At 36.3% G+C, this 18,401-nt stretch carries 21 protein-coding genes and 1 rRNA gene; 10 read left to right on the plus strand and 12 right to left on the minus strand.

All coding sequences use genetic code 11. The features are described 5' to 3' along the window. Nucleotides 1-228: 228 nt before the first annotated feature. The gene (locus tag ILA26_RS01555; protein WP_292893293.1) at nt 229-1,149 is read left to right on the plus strand and encodes a hypothetical protein; all 921 of its coding nucleotides are present in this window, start codon (nt 229-231) and stop codon (nt 1,147-1,149) included. 8 nt (nt 1,150-1,157) lie between these two features. Beyond that, nucleotides 1,158-2,045, plus strand: a complete 888-nt coding sequence (locus ILA26_RS01560; RefSeq protein WP_292893296.1) for a PhoU domain-containing protein — start codon at nt 1,158-1,160, stop codon at nt 2,043-2,045. A gap of 30 nt (nt 2,046-2,075) precedes the next feature. Here the strand turns inward: ILA26_RS01560 and ILA26_RS01565 are convergent, their stop codons facing one another. The 7 genes from ILA26_RS01565 to ILA26_RS01595 are packed head-to-tail and all read right to left on the minus strand — an operon-like array spanning nt 2,076 to nt 6,541. Next, nucleotides 2,076-2,918, minus strand: a complete 843-nt coding sequence (locus tag ILA26_RS01565; protein WP_292893299.1) for a fumarate hydratase — start codon at nt 2,916-2,918, stop codon at nt 2,076-2,078. A 50-nt stretch (nt 2,919-2,968) separates the two neighbouring features. Then, the gene (locus tag ILA26_RS01570; RefSeq protein WP_292893302.1) at nt 2,969-3,208 is read right to left on the minus strand and encodes a 4Fe-4S binding protein; all 240 of its coding nucleotides are present in this window, start codon (nt 3,206-3,208) and stop codon (nt 2,969-2,971) included. Between the two features lie 10 nt (nt 3,209-3,218). Then, a complete protein-coding gene (locus ILA26_RS01575; protein ID WP_292893305.1) occupies nt 3,219-3,719 on the minus strand; it encodes a 4Fe-4S dicluster domain-containing protein in 501 nt (166 codons plus the stop codon). Nucleotides 3,720-3,730: 11 nt separating this feature from the next. Next, a complete protein-coding gene (gene porB, locus ILA26_RS01580; protein ID WP_292893308.1) occupies nt 3,731-4,600 on the minus strand; it encodes a pyruvate synthase subunit PorB in 870 nt (289 codons plus the stop codon). A gap of 2 nt (nt 4,601-4,602) precedes the next feature. Then, nucleotides 4,603-5,751 (minus strand): pyruvate synthase subunit PorA, encoded by a 1,149-nt coding sequence (gene porA / locus ILA26_RS01585; RefSeq protein WP_292893312.1) that lies wholly within the window; start codon nt 5,749-5,751, stop codon nt 4,603-4,605. Between the two features lie 13 nt (nt 5,752-5,764). Continuing rightward, a complete protein-coding gene (gene porD, locus ILA26_RS01590; RefSeq protein ID WP_292893316.1) occupies nt 5,765-6,007 on the minus strand; it encodes a pyruvate synthase subunit PorD in 243 nt (80 codons plus the stop codon). A 12-nt stretch (nt 6,008-6,019) separates the two neighbouring features. Further along, complete coding sequence (locus ILA26_RS01595; RefSeq protein ID WP_292893319.1) at nt 6,020-6,541, minus strand: pyruvate ferredoxin oxidoreductase subunit gamma; 522 nt, start codon at nt 6,539-6,541, stop codon at nt 6,020-6,022. Nucleotides 6,542-6,814: 273 nt separating this feature from the next. Between ILA26_RS01595 and ILA26_RS01600 the strand changes: the two genes are divergently transcribed. Next, nucleotides 6,815-8,419 (plus strand): dihydropteroate synthase-like protein, encoded by a 1,605-nt coding sequence (locus ILA26_RS01600; RefSeq protein ID WP_292893322.1) that lies wholly within the window; start codon nt 6,815-6,817, stop codon nt 8,417-8,419. Nucleotides 8,420-8,421: 2 nt separating this feature from the next. On the opposite strand, the gene ILA26_RS01605 is transcribed toward ILA26_RS01600, so the two are convergent. Next, a complete protein-coding gene (locus ILA26_RS01605; protein WP_292893325.1) occupies nt 8,422-8,793 on the minus strand; it encodes a hypothetical protein in 372 nt (123 codons plus the stop codon). A gap of 108 nt (nt 8,794-8,901) precedes the next feature. Here ILA26_RS01605 and ILA26_RS01610 point away from each other — a divergent pair, with 108 nt between their 5' ends. Genes ILA26_RS01610 through ILA26_RS01635 form a run of 6 tightly spaced genes read left to right on the plus strand, consistent with a single transcriptional unit; the run spans nt 8,902 to nt 13,659 of the window. Beyond that, nucleotides 8,902-9,756 carry a MoxR family ATPase gene (locus tag ILA26_RS01610; protein ID WP_292893328.1) on the plus strand — a complete coding sequence of 285 codons (855 nt, stop codon included), beginning with the start codon at nt 8,902-8,904 and terminating at the stop codon, nt 9,754-9,756. Between the two features lies 1 nt (nt 9,757). Continuing rightward, the gene (locus ILA26_RS01615; protein ID WP_292893330.1) at nt 9,758-10,915 is read left to right on the plus strand and encodes a VWA domain-containing protein; all 1,158 of its coding nucleotides are present in this window, start codon (nt 9,758-9,760) and stop codon (nt 10,913-10,915) included. Between the two features lie 9 nt (nt 10,916-10,924). Further along, nucleotides 10,925-11,842 (plus strand): TIGR00269 family protein, encoded by a 918-nt coding sequence (locus ILA26_RS01620; protein WP_292893333.1) that lies wholly within the window; start codon nt 10,925-10,927, stop codon nt 11,840-11,842. Nucleotides 11,843-11,846: 4 nt separating this feature from the next. After that, nucleotides 11,847-12,050: a MoaD/ThiS family protein gene (locus ILA26_RS01625; RefSeq protein WP_292893336.1), complete on the plus strand. Its 204-nt coding sequence runs from the start codon at nt 11,847-11,849 to the stop codon at nt 12,048-12,050. A gap of 2 nt (nt 12,051-12,052) precedes the next feature. Then, nucleotides 12,053-12,913 (plus strand): ARMT1-like domain-containing protein, encoded by an 861-nt coding sequence (locus tag ILA26_RS01630; RefSeq protein WP_292893339.1) that lies wholly within the window; start codon nt 12,053-12,055, stop codon nt 12,911-12,913. 11 nt (nt 12,914-12,924) lie between these two features. Beyond that, the gene (locus tag ILA26_RS01635; protein ID WP_292893342.1) at nt 12,925-13,659 is read left to right on the plus strand and encodes an NAD(P)-binding domain-containing protein; all 735 of its coding nucleotides are present in this window, start codon (nt 12,925-12,927) and stop codon (nt 13,657-13,659) included. Here the strand turns inward: ILA26_RS01635 and ILA26_RS01640 are convergent. The 4 genes from ILA26_RS01640 to mer form a co-directional block, all read right to left on the minus strand. Then, nucleotides 13,649-14,929: an adenylyltransferase/cytidyltransferase family protein gene (locus ILA26_RS01640; RefSeq protein WP_292893352.1), complete on the minus strand. Its 1,281-nt coding sequence runs from the start codon at nt 14,927-14,929 to the stop codon at nt 13,649-13,651. The genes ILA26_RS01635 and ILA26_RS01640 overlap by 11 nt on opposite strands. A gap of 28 nt (nt 14,930-14,957) precedes the next feature. Then, nucleotides 14,958-15,440 (minus strand): DUF308 domain-containing protein, encoded by a 483-nt coding sequence (locus ILA26_RS01645; protein ID WP_292893344.1) that lies wholly within the window; start codon nt 15,438-15,440, stop codon nt 14,958-14,960. 37 nt (nt 15,441-15,477) lie between these two features. Beyond that, entirely contained in the window at nt 15,478-16,560 is a 1,083-nt protein-coding gene (locus ILA26_RS01650) for an archaeosine biosynthesis radical SAM protein RaSEA (RefSeq protein ID WP_292893347.1), read from the minus strand. 109 nt (nt 16,561-16,669) lie between these two features. Next, nucleotides 16,670-17,632, minus strand: a complete 963-nt coding sequence (gene mer / locus ILA26_RS01655) for a 5,10-methylenetetrahydromethanopterin reductase (protein ID WP_292893350.1) — start codon at nt 17,630-17,632, stop codon at nt 16,670-16,672. A 643-nt stretch (nt 17,633-18,275) separates the two neighbouring features. On the opposite strand from mer, the gene ILA26_RS01660 reads away from it, so the two are divergent. Beyond that, a 16S ribosomal RNA gene (locus tag ILA26_RS01660) occupies nt 18,276-18,401 on the plus strand; the annotation flags it as partial.

Here is an 18,401-nt window from a genome sequence, read left to right on the forward strand (position 1 = left end):
CTTCCAAAAAGTATTTCCAAAACACATAAAAAGAACAATGAAAATAGAACAAGGACTTTTAAGCAGATTCATGCTAAAATTAAATCACTGGAACATAAAAAACGAAAAAGAAAAAAATCACACAAGTTTTTGAAAGAGCCACATTACCTTAAACTTTAAATTATTTGAAATCAATAATAATCATAATATTAATTTTATTTTTTGAATTAAATTTTTAAGGTGAAAATTGTGAATTATAAAAAACTTATACTGGTAGGTTGTATTTCAGCGTTTGTTGCTGTTTTGACCTCTATTTTGGGAGTTGCAGGGACTGTTATAGGTTCAGTAATCTCATCAGTTCTTTATAACATGCTTTCAGAGGCATTGGAAAAACCTGTTGAGATGGCAACGTTCAGCCACAAGTTCGAATGGGAAATTGCTTACATATTTCCTCTTGTAGTCATAGCTATAATTCAGTTGTTGTTAATTTTCGCTTTATTGTCTGAATTTGGAATTTTACCTCATCAATTCCTCACAGCATTCTTGTCACTACAACATTTGACTGACAATAATCTCTATAGGATTTTGGGAATTGCAATGTTGATAATCAGTATTTATCCATTTGTCCTAAAACCTGACATCATCAAAAGGTCCCATGGGTTCATTATAGCATTTGTGGGATTGATCTTTTTGGCAAGGGGTTTTGTGGATGCCGGAACAAGAATAACAAACATGTATGATGTTTTATTCATGTACTTTGATTTCCCAATTGCATTAATTGCATTCATATTGATTATATTTGTAATATACAAGATTGCATTGTCCGCTAGGGAGTCCGAGAACGAATTCAGAACTTTCAAACATCAAATCAATCAAGATAACTTCAGTCATGATACTGTCAAAAAGGTTCATCATTCCAATAGGCATGATGATTTTGATTATAGGGAAGTGCGTGAAAGCATTCGCACAAAGCATAATACAATTAATCATTCAAAACCCGAATCTGATGTTAGGTTTAAAAATCATATTGCTGCCCAAAAGCAAAAAGCTGAAATAAATGAACCTGTCGTTAATGTTGCGGTGGATGAAATGCCAAATAATGGTATAAATAAATCTTCAGCGAATATTCAATTTGAGTCAAATGATATACTTGACGATTATAAAAAATAGATGATAACATGAGTAAAAAAGATAAGACCCTGAAAGATATTCTGGACTTGATATTATATGAAAATCCCTCAACACAGGATGAAATAGCAGAAAGGTTAGGAATAACTCGCAGGTATGTTACTCAACTTCTTCAACCTTTGGTTAAGGACGGCACAGTCAAAAGGGCATATATGATTGACTTGAAAAGTTATGAAAGTATTGCCCAATCATTAAGCGACTACGTGAGTCCAAAGACAACCACAGGCAATGTTTTAATTAATGACATGTTGGCCAATATGGCAAGACATGTACATTCCCAACTTGAAACCTCATTCGATGCTGTCTTGGAATATGACGTAGGCATGGCTAAAAAGGCTTTGGAGATGGATTATGCCACTAACAACATGGTTGAAAAGGTGAGAACATCTGTTGAAACCATTGTCAGCATCAATAAGCACTCTGAAATTTCAAAATCCATGTTGTATAATGAAATTGCATACGATTTGGAACGTATTGGTGATTATTGTGGTCATATTGCAAAGTTCGTTATCAATGAGGTCTATGAAATTGATGATAATGTACTTAAAAAATTAAAGAAGATGTATAAAACTGCTCAAAGGATGATTCGTCTATCCATGACTGCATTCCTTGAAGCCGACACTGATTTGAAGGATGATTTGATGGAACTTGAAGACTCTATCCATATCATGCAATCAAAAGCGATTAATTTGATTGCAACTCAAATGGCCGAAAGTTCATTTGATGAAAAAGAGCGTTCCAATTATTTTATTTATTTATTCAGGGTAATCAAGGCTTTTGAAAGGATGGGTGACATTTCAGTTGAGATGATGGATGTGGCTATTGAGTTTCATGATAACATTCCTAGATCTACCACTCCTAGGTCTTTCAGATATTAAATTAAAAAAAGTAATTAGATTAGAGATAATCTAATTATCATATATTCTTGTTGTTGCATGCCTGTCGGCCCAACATTGTATGCATACACCGATTGGAAGTCCTGCGGTATGGGTGTGTGCTTTTAGGATTTTCACATCCAATGTGGTTGTTTTTCCACCAAGTCCCATTGGCCCGATTCCTGATGCATTGATTTCATCCAGGATTTCCTGTTCTAATTTTGCTATTTCTGGATCGGGGTTTCTTTCACCGACTTTTCCAAGTAATGCTTTTTTACCTAATTTTAGACATAGGTCTGATGTTCCGCCAATTCCAACTCCTACAACGGTTGGAGGGCATGGTTTTCCCTTTGCCTTTAGGACAGATTCGACTACGAATTCCTTGATTCCGTCTCTTCCTTCAGCAGGTAATGCCATTTTCAATGCATTGTTGTTTTCTGAACCGAATCCTTTCGGCAATATTGTAATTTCAAGGTAATCTTCATCAATAAGTTCAATGTCGATTGGTGGGATGTAATCTCCAACGTTGATGTTTGTGTTTTCACGTGTTAGGGGATCGACGATATTAGGACGGATTGGAACGTCTGTTGTGGCTTTTCTGATTCCTTCCTCAATTCCTTCACGTAAGTTCTCGACTTCAACGTTACCTAACTTAACAAAAACAACCGGCAAACCTGTATCTTGACACATTGGAATGCCTTTCTCTTCAGCAAGTTCAATATTTTTCAATATAGCTTCAATATTTAACCTTGCCAAATCATGTTCTTCTATTTTAAGAGCATCTTCAAGTGATTTCTTTACATCTTCACCAAGAACGATAACCGCTTCTTTGTAAAGTTCATAAACAGTGTCTTTAATAGTATCTTTAGTAATCAAAATAAAACCCTATAAAATTTAATTAATCTTATTTTTGGATTTTGAAATATTTAAATCTTAATTACATTAATCGGGCAAACTTCAACGCAATCTCTACATTTTGTGCATTTTTCACTGTTGAGAGTTATGGCTCCGCCTAATACTTCAATAGCTCCCTCGCTACAAATCAATAAACATGGCGCATCTGATGGTTGGCAATGCATACAAAATAAATAAGGAGTGTCAACATTTGGTGTTTGTTGACAACTTCCACAGGTTGTACATGAAGTACAGTTTCCTGATTTAAACATAATTCTATTTTTATTCATCTAATACAAGTCTTGCTCTTGCTTGACTTGTAATTACGTGGACAAAGCTACTTTGCTTGTTAGCAGGTTCGTATAACCCAGCCATTTTAGACAAGAATTTCTCTTGATTTTTAGCTTTAACTTTAGCAGGATCAACGATACTAATAGCTCTTTTGGTACATGCTTTTATACATGCAGGTCCTTCTTCTCTATCAGCACAGAGGTCACATTTTTCAGCGGTACTAGCTTGGAAAGTCATTGCACCGAATGGACAAGCCATTACACATAATCCACAACCGATACATTTTTCAGTGTCTACACCCTCGTCGGTGATTGCATCGGTCGGACAGATTGTTATACATGGCGCATTTTCACAATGTTGACATACAATGGAATAATACATAGAATGATGTTCTATTATTTTTATTCTACTAGCACTGTGAACAGATGCACACATGTTTTCACAATTCATACATCCATCACATAAATTGCTGTTTACAGAAATTTTTTCCATTGTCTTTCCTCCTATAAGCCTAATTCTTCACACTCTGCGTCGACGTATTTTTGTATTTTCTCAATGAGCTCATCATCTAAGTGTCTGAATCTTTTTTGTGGTGCTAAGTATTCTTTTACAGGTTTACGTTCATCAGGCCTGTAAGTGATTTCAAATTTACCATCAACGATTTCATATAAAATCCAAGATCCAGTTTCAACAGCTAATCTACCCATTTCGATTGTTTTATCGGAAGGATATCCCCAACCAGTAGTACATGGTTGTTGTAAGTGGATATATGCAGGACCTTTAGTTTCTGCAGCTTTTTTAACCTTGTTAACGTAATCTTCAGGGTATGCAATTGATGCGGTAGCAACATAAGGAATTCCATGTGCTGCCATAATCATTGGCATGTTTTTCTTAGGTTTGTCTTCCCCGAAACTAGCACTACCCATTGGTGAAGTGGTAGTTGTTGCACCGAATGGAGTAGCTCCACTTCTTTGAATACCAGTGTTCATGTATGCTTCGTTATCGTAACAGATGTAAGTCATGTTGTGTCCTCTTTCCATAGCTCCGGAAAGGGATTGTAAACCGATATCTACAGTTCCTCCGTCACCACCGAAAGCGATAACATTGACGTTTTCTTTTCCTTGAATTCTTAATGCACTTTCCACACCGGATGCAACTGCACCTGAGTTTTCAAATGCAACGTGAATGAATGGAATTTCCCATGCGGTTTCTGGGTATGGAGTTGTCATAACTTCAAGACAACCGGTAGCAGAAATAGCTACAGTATTTTCTCCTAATGCATTTAAAGCTAATTTAACTGCAATAGATGCTCCACAACCAGCACAACCTCTGTGTCCTGGTGCTAATAAATTTTTATCAGGTATATCTACCATATCTATTCCTCCTTGAGTCCAATCCATGTGACTTCTTTTTCAGGCACATTTTTGGTTTTTTCGTAAACTTCTAAAATTGAGTCAGGTGTGATGTCTCTTCCACCTAAACCAGCAATGAATCCGTAAGCCTCTTTGTGGATTTTTGCTTTGATGTCTGTGTATAATGCTCCACCAATTCCGAATGTTACGTTTTTATCGATTACTGCTAGTTTATCACAATTTTTGACTGCTTCATCAATTGCTTCAACAGGGAATGGTCTGTAAGCTCTGATTTTAAGTAAACCTACTTTTTCTCCTTGTTCTCTTAATTGATCGACAATAACTCTGATTGTACTACAAAGTGATCCCATTGCAACGAATATGATTTCGGCATCTTCGGTTTTGTATGGTTCAACAAGACCATATTTTCTTCCGAAAATTTCTGCAAATTCATCGCAGGTTTGTTGAATAACTTCAATTGAGTTTTCCATTGCAACTTGCATGTCATGTCTAGCTTCAAGATAGTAGTCAGGGTCTGCTAAGTTACCAATGGACATTGGGTTTTTAGGATCAAGGAAAGCATGTTCTGCTTTGTATGGAGGTAAAAATTCATCGACAGGTTCTTGGTCAGGAATTTCTACAGGTTCAACTGTATGGGTTAAGATAAATCCATCAAGACATACCATTGATGGGAGCAATACTTTAGGATTTTCAGAAATCTTATATGCCATTAAAGTAGTGTCCAATGCTTCTTGTGCATTTTCAACATAAATTTGTAACCATCCTGCGTCCCTTTGTGCGATGGAATCTTGTTGATCGTTCCAAATGTTTAATGGTGCGGAAATTGCTCTGTTTGCATCAGCTAATACGAAAGGAGTTCTCATACCTGCTGCTGCGAATAAAATTTCGTGCATTAACATTAAACCTTGTGAAGATGTTGCTGTAAATACTCTTACTCCAGTAGCGCTTGCTCCAACTGCAGCACTTATTGCACTGTGTTCTGATTCTACTTTAACATATTTAGCATCAATTTTTTCATCAGCAACATATTGTGCTAAATATTCTGAAATTGTAGTTTGTGGAGTAATTGGATAAACAGGAATAACTTGTGGCTTAGCCAATCTTGCAGCTTCTGCAACTGCTTTATTTGCGGTCATTACTTCTCTTATCATTAAATCACTCTCTTTATTCTTTTACCATTTCGATTGCATCTGAAGGACATTCATTTGCGCAAATTCCACATCCTTTACAGTAATCGTAATCAATATCATGTTGTTTGTTTACACAGGAATCTGGACAGAAAACAATACAGTTGTCACAATCAATACATTTTTCTTTGTCTAAAATAGGTTTGAAAGTTCTCCAGCTTCCAGTTTTATTATTTTTACTACTTCCAGGTGTTGTTATAACACATCCTATATTAACCATCATCTCACCTTTCTATCCCATTTCGTAAGCTTTTTGTGTAGCTTCAGCATTTAACTCTCCGATTTTTCCAGGGAAAGTTTCTTTAATTACTTCTACAAGGGATTCGATACTTACAACATTGGTCTTCTTAGCAAAATATCCTAAGATAATTGTGTTTACAATGTTACGTCCTAACATTTCAAGTGCAATACCAGTTGCGTCAATATCATATACTTTGTGTTCTCCACTGCCTTCGAAGTCAGTAGTATTGATAATGACTTCAGTATTGTCTTTAATTCCTGAAAATACATCTACCACATTTAACAATCCGTCATCTAACACTAATACGTAGTCTGGATTGTATATTTGATATCTTAAATCGATTGGCTTATCATCAATTCTGGTGAAAGCCATAACTGGAGCTCCCCTACGTTCAACTCCAAAAAATGGGAAAGCTTGGACATATTTACCATCTTTAAATGCTGCTTTTGCTAAAATCTCAGCAGCAGTTACAGAACCTTGTCCGCCTCTACCATGAAAACGAATTTCAATCATTAATTCTCCTCCATATATTTATCATGTATAATCATTATAAATTCTAAAATATATAAATTTTATGTTAAAATTTGGTTTTTGAATAATTTTGTTTAAATTTTATTGAAATTATCTTTTGTTTCTTGTTTATTTTTTTAAGAAACCTTTTAATATTTTCAATTATTTTCTATACAATTTTAAAATGTTTTTAGATAAAATTACAATTTTTCAAGAAAATTTAATATATTATATTAATATAATATGTATTATCGAAAATTATAGTTGGGGATAATTATGAAAGTTTTAATAGTTACTGGAGAGTTGGCATATCCGTTAATAAAAGATGTAGTTTCAGATTCAAAAGAAGAAATAATTGTACATATTGTGGATAATACTCAAGTAGCTGCATTTTTAACCCCTAGACTAATAATTAATGAAGTTAAAAAATGTTTTTCAGACCAATTGGACGAAATTGACATGATTCTGGTTCCGGGATTAATTAAAAAGGGAACAAAAGAAATCACCAAGGAACTGGGAATACCGACATTCAAGGGATCAACTGATGGTGCTGACCTTGCCATGGTTTTGAATTTGGTCGGAAGCATAAACTTGTCTGAAGATAAGCCTGCAGACAAGTTAATTGAAGAGGAAAAACGTAAAGAGGCATTCAAGCTAATTGAAGATTTTGAAAACGACACGGAAAATATCGAAAGGCTTCTTGAAAAGCCAAACAACATCATGATTAGAAACCTTCCAGTTGGTGAAGATTTTCCAATGAGGGTATTGTCCGAAATAGCTAACGCCCCGTTCCTATCAAAGGAAGCGTTAATTAACAAATGCCAATACTTTGTGGATTCCGGTGCGGACATGATTGATATAGGTATGGCCGCCGGTGAAGACTTTTCAGATAAGATTCCTGAGCTTATTGAAACATTAAGGCCAATTGTGGGTGACAGGCCGTTAAGTATTGACACATTAAATCCGAATGAAATCAGGGTGGCTGCAGAACATGGCATCGATTTCGTATTAAGTTTGGATTTGGGAAATAATTCCGAAATTAAGGATGTCTTAATTGAAAAGAATATTCCTGCTGTGTTGTTGCCAACTAATTTTTCCCAAGGGAAATCACCTAAGTCCCCTTCTGAAAGGGTTGAATCAATGCATCAGCTGATTAGGGACACTGAAGGTCTGACCTATGTGGCAGACCTGATTTTGGATCCTGTGAACAGTTCAAGCATTGTGGAATCTATTATTGCATGTCATGAATTCCACAAGGCCAATCCTGCACCAATGTTTTTCGGTGTTGGAAATGTCACCGAATTGATGGATGCCGATTCCGGTGGTGTGAATGTGTTGCTTGCAGGAATAGGTATGGAACTTGGTGTAAGCATATTGTTCACTCCTGAAGAAAGTGGAAAGACTCGTGGAAGTGTTTACGAATTGGCAACAGCTTCAAAAATGATGTTTCTTGCAAAACACAGGAAATCCATTCCGAAAGATTTGGGAATCAACCTTGTTGCATTCAAGGATAAGCATAAAAGAAACGATGTTGTCCTAAATGAATTGGATGGAATTGAAGAGACTAGGCAACTGAAACCTATGAAATTTATAAGGGACAAGGCTGGAAGCTTTAAGATTAATGTTGACTATGGAACCACTGTAAAGGATAGTAGAATTACTGCAACTCATTTTAAGAAAAACAAGGCGGATTTGGTTATAGTGGGTCATTCAGCTAAAGAGATATATGAAGAGATAATTTCTAAGGAATTGGTCACAAGAATGGAACATGCAGCATATTTAGGTTCTGAACTTCAAAAAGCAGAAATTGCAATGATTACAGGAAAAGAATATGTTCAGGATTTTGAATTATTCAAAAATCCCGATGAATTTAAAAAATAGTTTTAGTCAAAATCAGTTGGATCGTAAGTTCCTTCAGCCTGTCCGGCTTGTGGTGAGCTGGAACTTGGTGAGTTGCCGCTTGAACTGGAATCTGATGAACTCGGTGTGTTACTGCTTGAACTAGAGTCTGATGCACTTTGAGTGTCACTAGCGCTTGTATGTTGATTTGAACTTGATGAATCGCCATTTGAGCTATGGGTATCTGATGCATTGTTTGTATTTGTGTTGACGTTTGAATTTGTATGGTTGGCTAGTTCCATATTGTCATTTTGATTTCCGAATGTAATTCCATTTCCATTAATAAAGAAAAACGCTCCGGCAACGATGATTATAATTGCTATTAATGCAATAATAATTGCATTTCCAGAATCCATTTTATTACCTCCAATTTAAGTTTTCTATATTTATATTGGATACATAAACTTTAAATAAATTTATATTTATAGTTATTTTATTAAGAAAATTTTTATGAAGGTAATACTTTGCAAGTTGAAAATATTGATATTAAAGACATTGACAAAATGCTTTTAGATGCAAGTTATGTTTCAAATAATGAAATTTCAACAACATTATATTTATCCTTCTTGCTTGGAAAACCAATGCTCATTGAAGGACCTCCTGGTGTTGGAAAAACAGAGCTTGCTAAGGTTATAGCAAAATCATTCGATAGGGACTTTTTTAGGATTCAATGTTATGAAGGAATAACATTCGAACAGATTGTCGGCGAATGGAATTATCAAAAACAACTATTGCATTTGGAGGCTGCAAAAAATGAAGTCGACAGTGAAGATAAAATTTTTGATGAGGATTTCTTCATCAGAAGACCATTGCTCAATGCATTCTTGAATGATAATGATTCAGTTTTATTAATTGATGAAATAGACAAGGCTGATGAAGAGGTTGAAAGTTTCCTACTCCAAGCTTTAGGTGAACAGGAAATCACCATTAATGATTTAGGCACTTTCCAATTGCAAAATGATTTGATTGTTATATTGACATCCAACTCTCAAAGGTCACTTCTTGATGAGACAAAGGATAGGTGTTTGTTCTTATACATACCATACCCTACCGTTGAAAGGGAAATTGAAATTGTCAAATCAAAAATTCCTGAAACGGATGACGAGACAGTTTCAACAGTGGTTAATTTGGTTCATAAAATCAGAAATCTCAATCTCATGAAAAAGCCATCCGTAAGAGGTACCGTTGATTGGGTTAAGTCAGTTTCAGATTTAGGAACCAAAAACCTGGACGAGTCTTTAGAAAACAGTATTGGTGTAGCTATCAAAACCGAAAGCGACAAGAAACGTGTCTTAAAAGATATTTTCAACAAAAGATAAGATGATTCGTAAAATTACCACTTTGTCTGCTCAACTGAGAGAAAAGGGTTTGCCTGTCAGTGTCAGAAGCACACAATCTGCCGTTGAGGTCTATATGGATTTGGGCGAGGACGACAGGGAACTTCTAAAAATAGCATTGATGTCAATCTATGTCAAGGACAAGTATGACATTCCCAAATTCAATAAGGTTTTTGATGAGATATTTGCAGTTAAATTGCCTGAAAATGATGGCGGTGAGGAGCTTAACAAAGGCCAGGCCTATCGAGGTAAAGGGCCTAAATCCAACAAGTATGTCATCAAAAAGCAGTCAAACATGGCCAGTAAGGTAAGAAAGGAAAAGATTAACAATGAAAAGTTAAGAATGCTTTCAGGCCAACCGTTGCTTGAAGAGGTTCAGAAACTTGAGCGTGACGGAGAACTGATGAACAAGGATTTAACTAAGTTAAATAGGTTCGACCCAAGAATGCTTGAAATCTGTCAAAGGTTAGGTAAAAGAATTGCAAACAAGCGTTCAAGACGTAAAGTGCAGTCACATTCAAATAAAATTGACATGAGAAGAACAATTCGTGCCAATCTGAAATATGGTGGGGTTCCATTGGAACTTGTAAAGGCAAAGCCAAGGCCTCACAAGAACGAGCACTTGTTCCTGAATGACATAAGCGGGTCCTGTGAATGGATCAGCAGCTGGTTTTTCATGCTGATGTTTTCCGCACAAACCGCATTCAAAAGGTCAAGGACATTCGAGTTCGACAATAAGGTAATTGAAACAACAAAAGCACTAAAAGAGGAATATTTGATAGATGCATTTGTAAAGGTCAAAGACCAGCGCGTTAAGAACATGATGGTTCACGGAACATCTGACATGTACAGTGCATTCACGAAATTCCAGGAAATGGCAAACATCAACAATAAGTCTTATATTATTATTTTATCAGATTGTCGAGATTGGGCAGGACCAAAAGTCAATGGAATTCCTGCCAGTGTAGGAATAGTTGAAGAGATGGTTAGGGATTCTAAAAAGGTAGTGATATTGAATCCTGAAGATAGAAATAAGTGGGACATTGTGGACAGTTGTGTCTCATTATATGAGGATGCCGGTGCACATGTGTTTGAGGTAAATACCTTAAACCAGTTGGCCCAATTCGTAGAGCAGATGTAGGTAATATTTATGCAATGTAGTAAATGTGGTAATCCTAAAGTAATTTATAAAAGAGAGCAGTCAGGACAATTGTTATGCAAGGACTGTTTCATTGAATCAATTGAAAAGAAAGCTATCAAAACAATCAAAAAAGAGAAATTGCTTGATAAGGGAGATAAAGTTTTGGTGGCACTCTCCGGTGGAAAGGATAGTGTGACCACATTGGAGATATTGGATTCCTTCAGGCAAAGGAACATAATCGACTTGTGTGCAGTGACTGTGGATGAGGGAATTGCAAACTATAGGCAAGATGGTGTTGATATAGCAACCAGGCACGCTGAAAGGCTGGGAATAGAACATAAGGTAGTGTCCCTTAAGGAAGATTACGGAATTACTTTAGACGAGATAATGCAAAGAGAAAACCATAAGGGTTCATGCACATACTGTGGAGTGTTCAGAAGAACAATTATAAACAAGGCAGCCCGTGAAATGGGAGCGACCAAAATTGCAACCGGACACAATCTCGATGATGAAGTCCAGGGAATCATGATGAACTATTTAGAGGGAAACACCGATAACTTAACAAAATTAGGCGCAAAAACAGAATCAAAAGCTAAGGAATTCACAGTCAAAATCAAACCGCTAAGGGAAATTCCAGAACGTGAAATCGGTTTGTATGTTGTTGCAAAGGAACTTGAAGTTCACTTTGACAGCTGCCCTTATGCAATGCAATCATTCAGGGGCGAAGTGTCAGAGGTAATCAACCAGTTGTCAGAAAAGCATCCGACAATCAAGTATTCAACACTAAGAGGATACGATAAAATAAAAAACATCTTGAAAAAGGAAATGAAAAAAGAGTATGCACATGGAAGATGCGCAAGATGCGGCGAACCATCTTCAAACGAATTATGTAAAGCATGTTCCTTTTTAGAGGAATTAGGATTGTGATAATATGTCATTTACACTCAAATATAAAAATTTAAATGAAGAACGTGAAATCCCTAATGATGATTATACTATTAAAGATTTGTTAACCGAAATGGAATTGTCCCCACAAACCGTTGTGTCAAAACAAAACGGCGAATTGGTTATTGAAGATACAATAATTGAAGATGGCGATGAAATCCAATTGGTTCAAATAATTTACGGTGGTTAATCTTGAAAATTAGTTACGAATGCGGGCCATGTTTTTTAAGGCAGGCTAAGGAAGCACTGGATTTATCCACCGATGACGAACTTCTTAAGATGGAGATAATGGAAGACATCTTCAAGTTCCTCAGTGACAATTTCAAAGTTGACACCAATTCGAACGGTACAGGATCTGCAATGCATAAAATGATTATAGAAAAAACAGGATGCAGGGATCCATATTTCAAGGAAAAAATTGAAGGAAATGAAATAGCCTTGAAGTATCTTCCGGATGTTAAAAGGATTTTGGATGAGGATGACAGCCTTGAGAATTATGTGAAAATAGCTATTGTGGGCAATATTCTTGATTTTGGAGCCTTCAAATTGGACGATGATATTGAAAGTGTCATAAAGCAATCCCTATGTAAAGAATTGGCCGTTAAAGACATTGAAGAGTTTGAAAAATCTCTAAAGACTCATGACAAGGTACTGTACTTGGTTGATAACACCGGTGAGATTGTTTTTGACAAGTTGCTTTTAGAAAAGATTAAGGAGTATGACATTGACATTACCATTGCAGTCAAGTCAGAGCCTATCCTAAATGACGCTACCAGAAAGGAAGCTCTTGATGCAGGTTTGGACGAGTTCGGTGAAATTGTCGAGATAGGTTGCGGAACTGTAGGCTATGTGGACAGTGAAATATCTGACGAGTTCCGTAAGATATTCGATGACCATGTTTTTGTGATTTCAAAGGGAATGGGCAATTTTGAAGGGTTGTCCGAAATAGATCTCTCCTCCAAGGAAATTTATTTCTTGTTATGTGCAAAATGTAATACGATTTCAAGAGCTATCGGCGCTAATTTGCATGACATGCTTTTATTTAAAAAATAACCTGTGAGATTATGATAATCGGTTTTATCGGATTTGGAAAGGTATCTCAAAACCTCATTGAATTAATCGACTCAAAGGACATTGAATTCATCACCTCAACTGAAGGAAGGTCATCTAAAACAGCCGATAAGATTCAACAGTCCGATGTTAGAATTTTGGATTCGTTTAAGGATGTGGCTATTGAATCAGATATTCTTGTTTCTGCCAATTCGCCGGGTAATGCGATTGATGTTGCAAAAACATATGGAAAATATGCAGATGGGATATATTTGGACTTAAACAACATCTCTCCAGATACAACATTTGAAATAAATGAACATGTCCATAATCTGGTCGATGGTGCGATAATTGGCAAAATTGATTCGGCCGAACCGGTACTGTATCTGTCAGGTGAAAAGTCAGATGAGTTGCTCTTTTTAAATGATTTTATTCAAACCAAAAAGATTAGCGACAATATTGGTGATGCAAGCATCCTGAAATTGCTTAGAAGCACTTATACAAAGACATTATCATCATTGTTAATCGAGTCATCGGCCCTTGCGAGAAATCATGGTTTGGAAGATGAGTTTTTTGAAATATTATCAGTAACTGAAGGTGAGGACTTCACCGAAAAATCCAAATCAAGAATAAGCAACACCCTAAACTCACGAAAAAGAAAATCAGAAGAACTAGAACAAATAATTGATTATTTTAATGATGATGATTTGGTAATGGTTAAGGCGGCATTAGAAAAACTTAACCGATAACCACTTTAACCTTAAATCCTTTCTTGGCTTTTTTTATACTTCCATTAACTGGGATGAAATGTGAATCCATGATATAACGAAGGTATGTAACATCCCTTGCGGGCAATCTCAAATTGGTTTTAATCTTTTTGCCTTCGCTTTTAAACTGGACGGATATCTTTCCGTTTTTATCCACATACAAATCTGTGTTTATTCCTTCTTTGGTTATTTTAGTTTCAAATCTGGTCAGATTAAGTCCTGCTTCAATGGTTAATGGGGGATTTTCAACAGTCATGTTTTCGCTTCTGAATTTGTTGTTGGCATCACGTGCACTGATTCCCTTTTCACCTTCACATGCAACATACCATGCCCTGTCAATCACCCTTTGGACTTTCTGATTGTCTGGAATCACTCCCTGTGATTCATAGCTTTTCATCAAATCCATGACCTCTTTTTTTGTAACTTCCATTTCGATTGCGCTGATGGCTAGTCTTGTCATTACCGGTCCGTAATCTGACCTTCTAAACACTGCCCAAATTGATTCGGGGTCACGATAAACCCTTCTTTTGATGATTTCGTTTATTGTGTTCCCGTTGAGGTAAGCTATTTTTTCAAGGTTTCCTCTGGAATATGTGTTCATCCTTTTGTAAATTTCCGCCCAGTTGCGGTCTCCAGGAACCCTTCCAGCATCGATTTCCCTCTGCAATATTTCAACGGTAGTTTCGGGAAGTAACTTTTCAACGTCTTCTGTTATGACCATGTCATTGTCGATGATGGATTGCCTGATTAGCCTGCCGGAGTACTTGTCCTTGTTGAACTCCTTGACAACATGATAATTCAGTTTTGAACCTAAAAATTCATTGATTGCATACCATCGGATTTCATTCCTGTTGGTATAGCTTTTAGGCATTCCGACAAAATTTCCCTCATCAATGAACTTTTGAGCCTTTGACTTGATCTCGTCGAGGGTGATGCTTGCTGAGGTGATGTAGTCTGTAACACCATCGTCAATCATCTGCTTGAGCCTAATCGGAACGCTGTAGGACAGGACCAACCTATGGTGCAGTCCTTCAAATGACTTGACATCATCTGCACCCAAGGCAAGTGCCATTTCACGACGGGCCTCAAAGTTGACGAAAAACGGAGCATGATTTGCACTGAATCCCTTATTCAAATAAACGACAAGTTTCTTGCCTTCGCTGTCTGCAAGTTTGCGAGCTTCTTTAATCAATTTCTCATGACCCTTATGAACTGGGTCAAAATCTGCACTAATTCCAATCAAAATAAACACCAAAAAAAGAAAGTAATGTGGACAGCTATTAGCCATCCATTAATTTTAAGATACCGCTAATTACAAACCATATTCCGATTAATGTTCCAAGGACAATAGGGTCTGTAACATAAGTTCCGATAATTATGTATAATAAACCTAATACCACTCCAGCTATCCCGATATAAAATCCGTATCTGGATTGACGGTTATTAATTAATGAAACAAGTCCAACAACAATCAGCATTATTCCTGCAAGGTATAATGTGATTCCAGTCAGGAATCCAATCAATGCCGGATTGAATATCAAGCAAATACTCAATAGCAATAGAACAATTCCCAATATCAAGTCAAGTATTGCACCTGTTTTATTATAATCTATTATTGAGATTCCCACTATAAGTAGGTAAATAGATACCAATAAAACGAACAAACTGATTAATGAACCAACTCCAATAACTCCCATTACGGGAAATATTATAATAATTAATCCAAAGATTATAGCTAGTAAACTGATAAATTTACCTTTCATATTTGCCTCCTATAAATATTTAACATTTCTAATTATATTAATATAATGGGATATGCTTAATCTCGACTGTTGATGAGTTCATATCTGAATTGTGGATTTCAGCCAGCCATTCACTTTTACATTCGCATTCATATTCGATTTTTGTTTGTGTCAGGTTGTTGGCAATAATCATATGCTTCAGGTCCTTGTTGCACTTCTTGCAGTTGTAAGGCCCTCTCCTTGAGCCGAAACCTGAGGTGTCCAGAAGTGTAGGGATGTCCAATTCATCACGAACGGTGTTGATTATCTCTATGCATGACCAGATCCATGGGGGTTGGTATGCACCTTTTCTCCAGAACCTTTCGATGACTGTTCCACTGTGAATGGTTGCCGGACAGAAGGAAAGCCTGTTCACGCCAATTGTGTCACAATACCTTGCGGTTTCAATGGCCTCATCAATTGCCTGAGCTTCAGATACCAAAATAGGTTTTACGAAGATATATGCCTTAGACTTGATGTTGTATCCTTTGGTCTCTTTTAGGTTTTGCATCAGTTTGACTGCTTTTTCGAAATCGTCTCTTGTAAAGCCCTTGTTGATTTTGTTTAAGCGAGTGTAATCGTTTGATGTTTCAAGACCAATGCTCACCTCGAACAGGGTGTCTCCGATGATGTCGAATATTTCATCAAGATATTCCTCACGGACATACTCAGGTCTTGACTCGACAATTATTTCTGTTACATTGCCCATGTCCATCAATGTTTGCAATATCTCATCACGAGCATCCTTTGGAAGTTCATATGGGTTCAGGAAGCTTCCTGATGCAAATAATTTTACTGAAATCTTATCCTCTTCAGCTATTGGATGTCTGGATAAGTGATCATGAAATATCCTAAGGATTGTTTCAGTGTCAATAGGTTCCAGTGTGCAGTCTGATACATAGCTGCACATGGTGCATCCTCCGCTGTCGCCAAGTGCCCAAGCGCAACCTGGTGTTGGCAATATTATGAACAGTGTTTTTGCAACTCCATCATAAGTCAAGTCATCATTATACCAACTGGCACCAACTTGCTCAGGGGTTTTTGGATCTTTTCGCTCAAATGCTCTTTGTCGAATTTCTTTAGTTAAGTTTTCAATTTCCATTATAATATTATTAGTATTATATTATAATAAAAAATTATCGTTAAAAATTAGTATGTTATTAAGTTGTGTGTAATGGTCTAAAAAAATAAAAAAAGAAAAGTAAGCAAGTTTAGAAACTTGCGATTACGTCTCCTAATAATTTAATGGATTCTGCTACGTCTTTACCGACAGGGGATCCTGCTACGTATTGAGTTACACCCATTTCAGCTAAGCCTTCAATTTTAGGGATGAACTCATCAGGAGTACCACATACGGAGAATGCGTCTAAAGCTTCTTCAGTTACAGCACCAATAGCTCCACCGAAGTCACCTTTAGCTAAGAATGCACCCATTTGTTCGTTGAATCCTTCAGGTAATCCGTGTCTTTCAATAACTGGAGCAGGGGAACCTGCTGCAATGAAAGCAACTACGATTTTTGCTGCGTTTTTAGCTGCTTCGGAGTCAGCACCAATGGAAGTTGCAGTGTATGCACCTACGTCAAATGCTTTGTCTCCACCAGCTGCTTCGATACCTTTTTTGATCATAGGCATAGCAGCTTCGTAATCTTTAGGGTTGGAAGCGTTAATTAATACACCGTCTGCGATTTCTCCAGCGGTTTCTAACATTTTAGGTCCTTGAGCACCCATGTAAATAGGGATGTGTTCTTGAACAGCTTTTGCTCCACCTAATGCTGCACCAGCTTCGGTTTTTCCTCCACTTAATAAAGTGTTAATGTCAGCGATTGCTGCTTTAATAGTGGATACAGGTTTTTCCCAAGCGATTCCTAAAGCGTCGAAAGTAGCTTTGTCACCAGGACCAATACCGAAGGTTGCTCTTCCTTCTGAAATTTCGTCAATAGTTGCGATAGCGGAAGCGGAAATTGCAGGGCTTCTTACGTATGGGTTGGTTACACCAGGACCCATTTTAATGGTTTCAGTTGCGGATGCAATTAATGCTAAGGTTTCGTATACGTTTTTATTGTTGTAGTGGTCTGTGATCCATGCGTATTCAAAACCGACGTCTTCTGCTAATTTTACTAAGTCTACTAATTCATTTAATGGTATTTGTGGTACGAATTCTATACCGAACTTCATATTTTATCACCAATAATATCTTTGGTTTCGCTATATATAAAGTAATTATTATTTGAATTAGATAGAAAGTTTTAAATATAATTATGTTTTCTACTTTTGGGGGCATTGGCTCACGATACACAGTATTAAAAAAAATATTTTTTGTAATACTTAATTGTTTTATTCTTTCGAAAATAGCCTTTTGAAAAAATTTTTTTTAATAAGGTTTAATTTAACTTATTATTTAATAATTATTTTAAATATCAATTATCTTTTAAAAATATGGATTTATTAATTGATAATTAAATTTTTAAAAATTTTTGCAATATTTTTTAATTGAATTTGTTAATATAATTACTGTCTCTATAAGATGTGCTATGTGTTTTATGGCGATGACCTAAGTATTATTGTTTAATACAATGTTTACTATGATGGTTGCTTTTCCGCATGTAGCTATAAATTATCATGTTTATTGTATTAATTAAATTATTAATATCATGAATGTGCTTTGTGAGTACTTGAGTTTTTCGAGTATGATGTAAGTTTTGTAGATGTGGTGAAATTTGATTATAGAAACTTTTGTATCAAATTTTATGTATTTATTACTCGTCTATGTTTAAGCGTACTTCATAATATTATAGTATTATGATCTGTTATGTGTTCAATTCTGTTTGATCCTGGCAGATGCTACTGCTATTGGGATTCGATTAAGCCATGCAAGTCGAACGAGTTTAGGCTCGTGGCGTACGGCTCAGTAACACGTGGATAACCTACCCTTAGGACCGGGATA

The organism is Methanobrevibacter sp., from assembly GCF_017940815.1.
Classification (GTDB): Archaea; Methanobacteriota; Methanobacteria; order Methanobacteriales; family Methanobacteriaceae; genus Methanocatella.

Coding starts and splice junctions, on each gene's coding strand:
- ILA26_RS01560 (WP_292893296.1), top strand. CDS start 1,158: ATGAGTAAAAAAGATAAGACCCTGAAAGATATTCTGGACTTGATATTA.
- ILA26_RS01570 (WP_292893302.1), bottom strand. CDS start 3,208: ATGTTTAAATCAGGAAACTGTACTTCATGTACAACCTGTGGAAGTTGT.
- ILA26_RS01575 (WP_292893305.1), bottom strand. CDS start 3,719: ATGGAAAAAATTTCTGTAAACAGCAATTTATGTGATGGATGTATGAAT.
- porB (WP_292893308.1), bottom strand. CDS start 4,600: ATGGTAGATATACCTGATAAAAATTTATTAGCACCAGGACACAGAGGT.
- porA (WP_292893312.1), bottom strand. CDS start 5,751: ATGATAAGAGAAGTAATGACCGCAAATAAAGCAGTTGCAGAAGCTGCA.
- porD (WP_292893316.1), bottom strand. CDS start 6,007: ATGGTTAATATAGGATGTGTTATAACAACACCTGGAAGTAGTAAAAAT.
- ILA26_RS01595 (WP_292893319.1), bottom strand. CDS start 6,541: ATGATTGAAATTCGTTTTCATGGTAGAGGCGGACAAGGTTCTGTAACT.
- ILA26_RS01600 (WP_292893322.1), top strand. CDS start 6,815: ATGAAAGTTTTAATAGTTACTGGAGAGTTGGCATATCCGTTAATAAAA.
- ILA26_RS01605 (WP_292893325.1), bottom strand. CDS start 8,793: ATGGATTCTGGAAATGCAATTATTATTGCATTAATAGCAATTATAATC.
- ILA26_RS01615 (WP_292893330.1), top strand. CDS start 9,758: ATGATTCGTAAAATTACCACTTTGTCTGCTCAACTGAGAGAAAAGGGT.
- ILA26_RS01620 (WP_292893333.1), top strand. CDS start 10,925: ATGCAATGTAGTAAATGTGGTAATCCTAAAGTAATTTATAAAAGAGAG.
- ILA26_RS01625 (WP_292893336.1), top strand. CDS start 11,847: ATGTCATTTACACTCAAATATAAAAATTTAAATGAAGAACGTGAAATC.
- ILA26_RS01635 (WP_292893342.1), top strand. CDS start 12,925: ATGATAATCGGTTTTATCGGATTTGGAAAGGTATCTCAAAACCTCATT.
- ILA26_RS01645 (WP_292893344.1), bottom strand. CDS start 15,440: ATGAAAGGTAAATTTATCAGTTTACTAGCTATAATCTTTGGATTAATT.
- ILA26_RS01650 (WP_292893347.1), bottom strand. CDS start 16,560: ATGGAAATTGAAAACTTAACTAAAGAAATTCGACAAAGAGCATTTGAG.
- mer (WP_292893350.1), bottom strand. CDS start 17,632: ATGAAGTTCGGTATAGAATTCGTACCACAAATACCATTAAATGAATTA.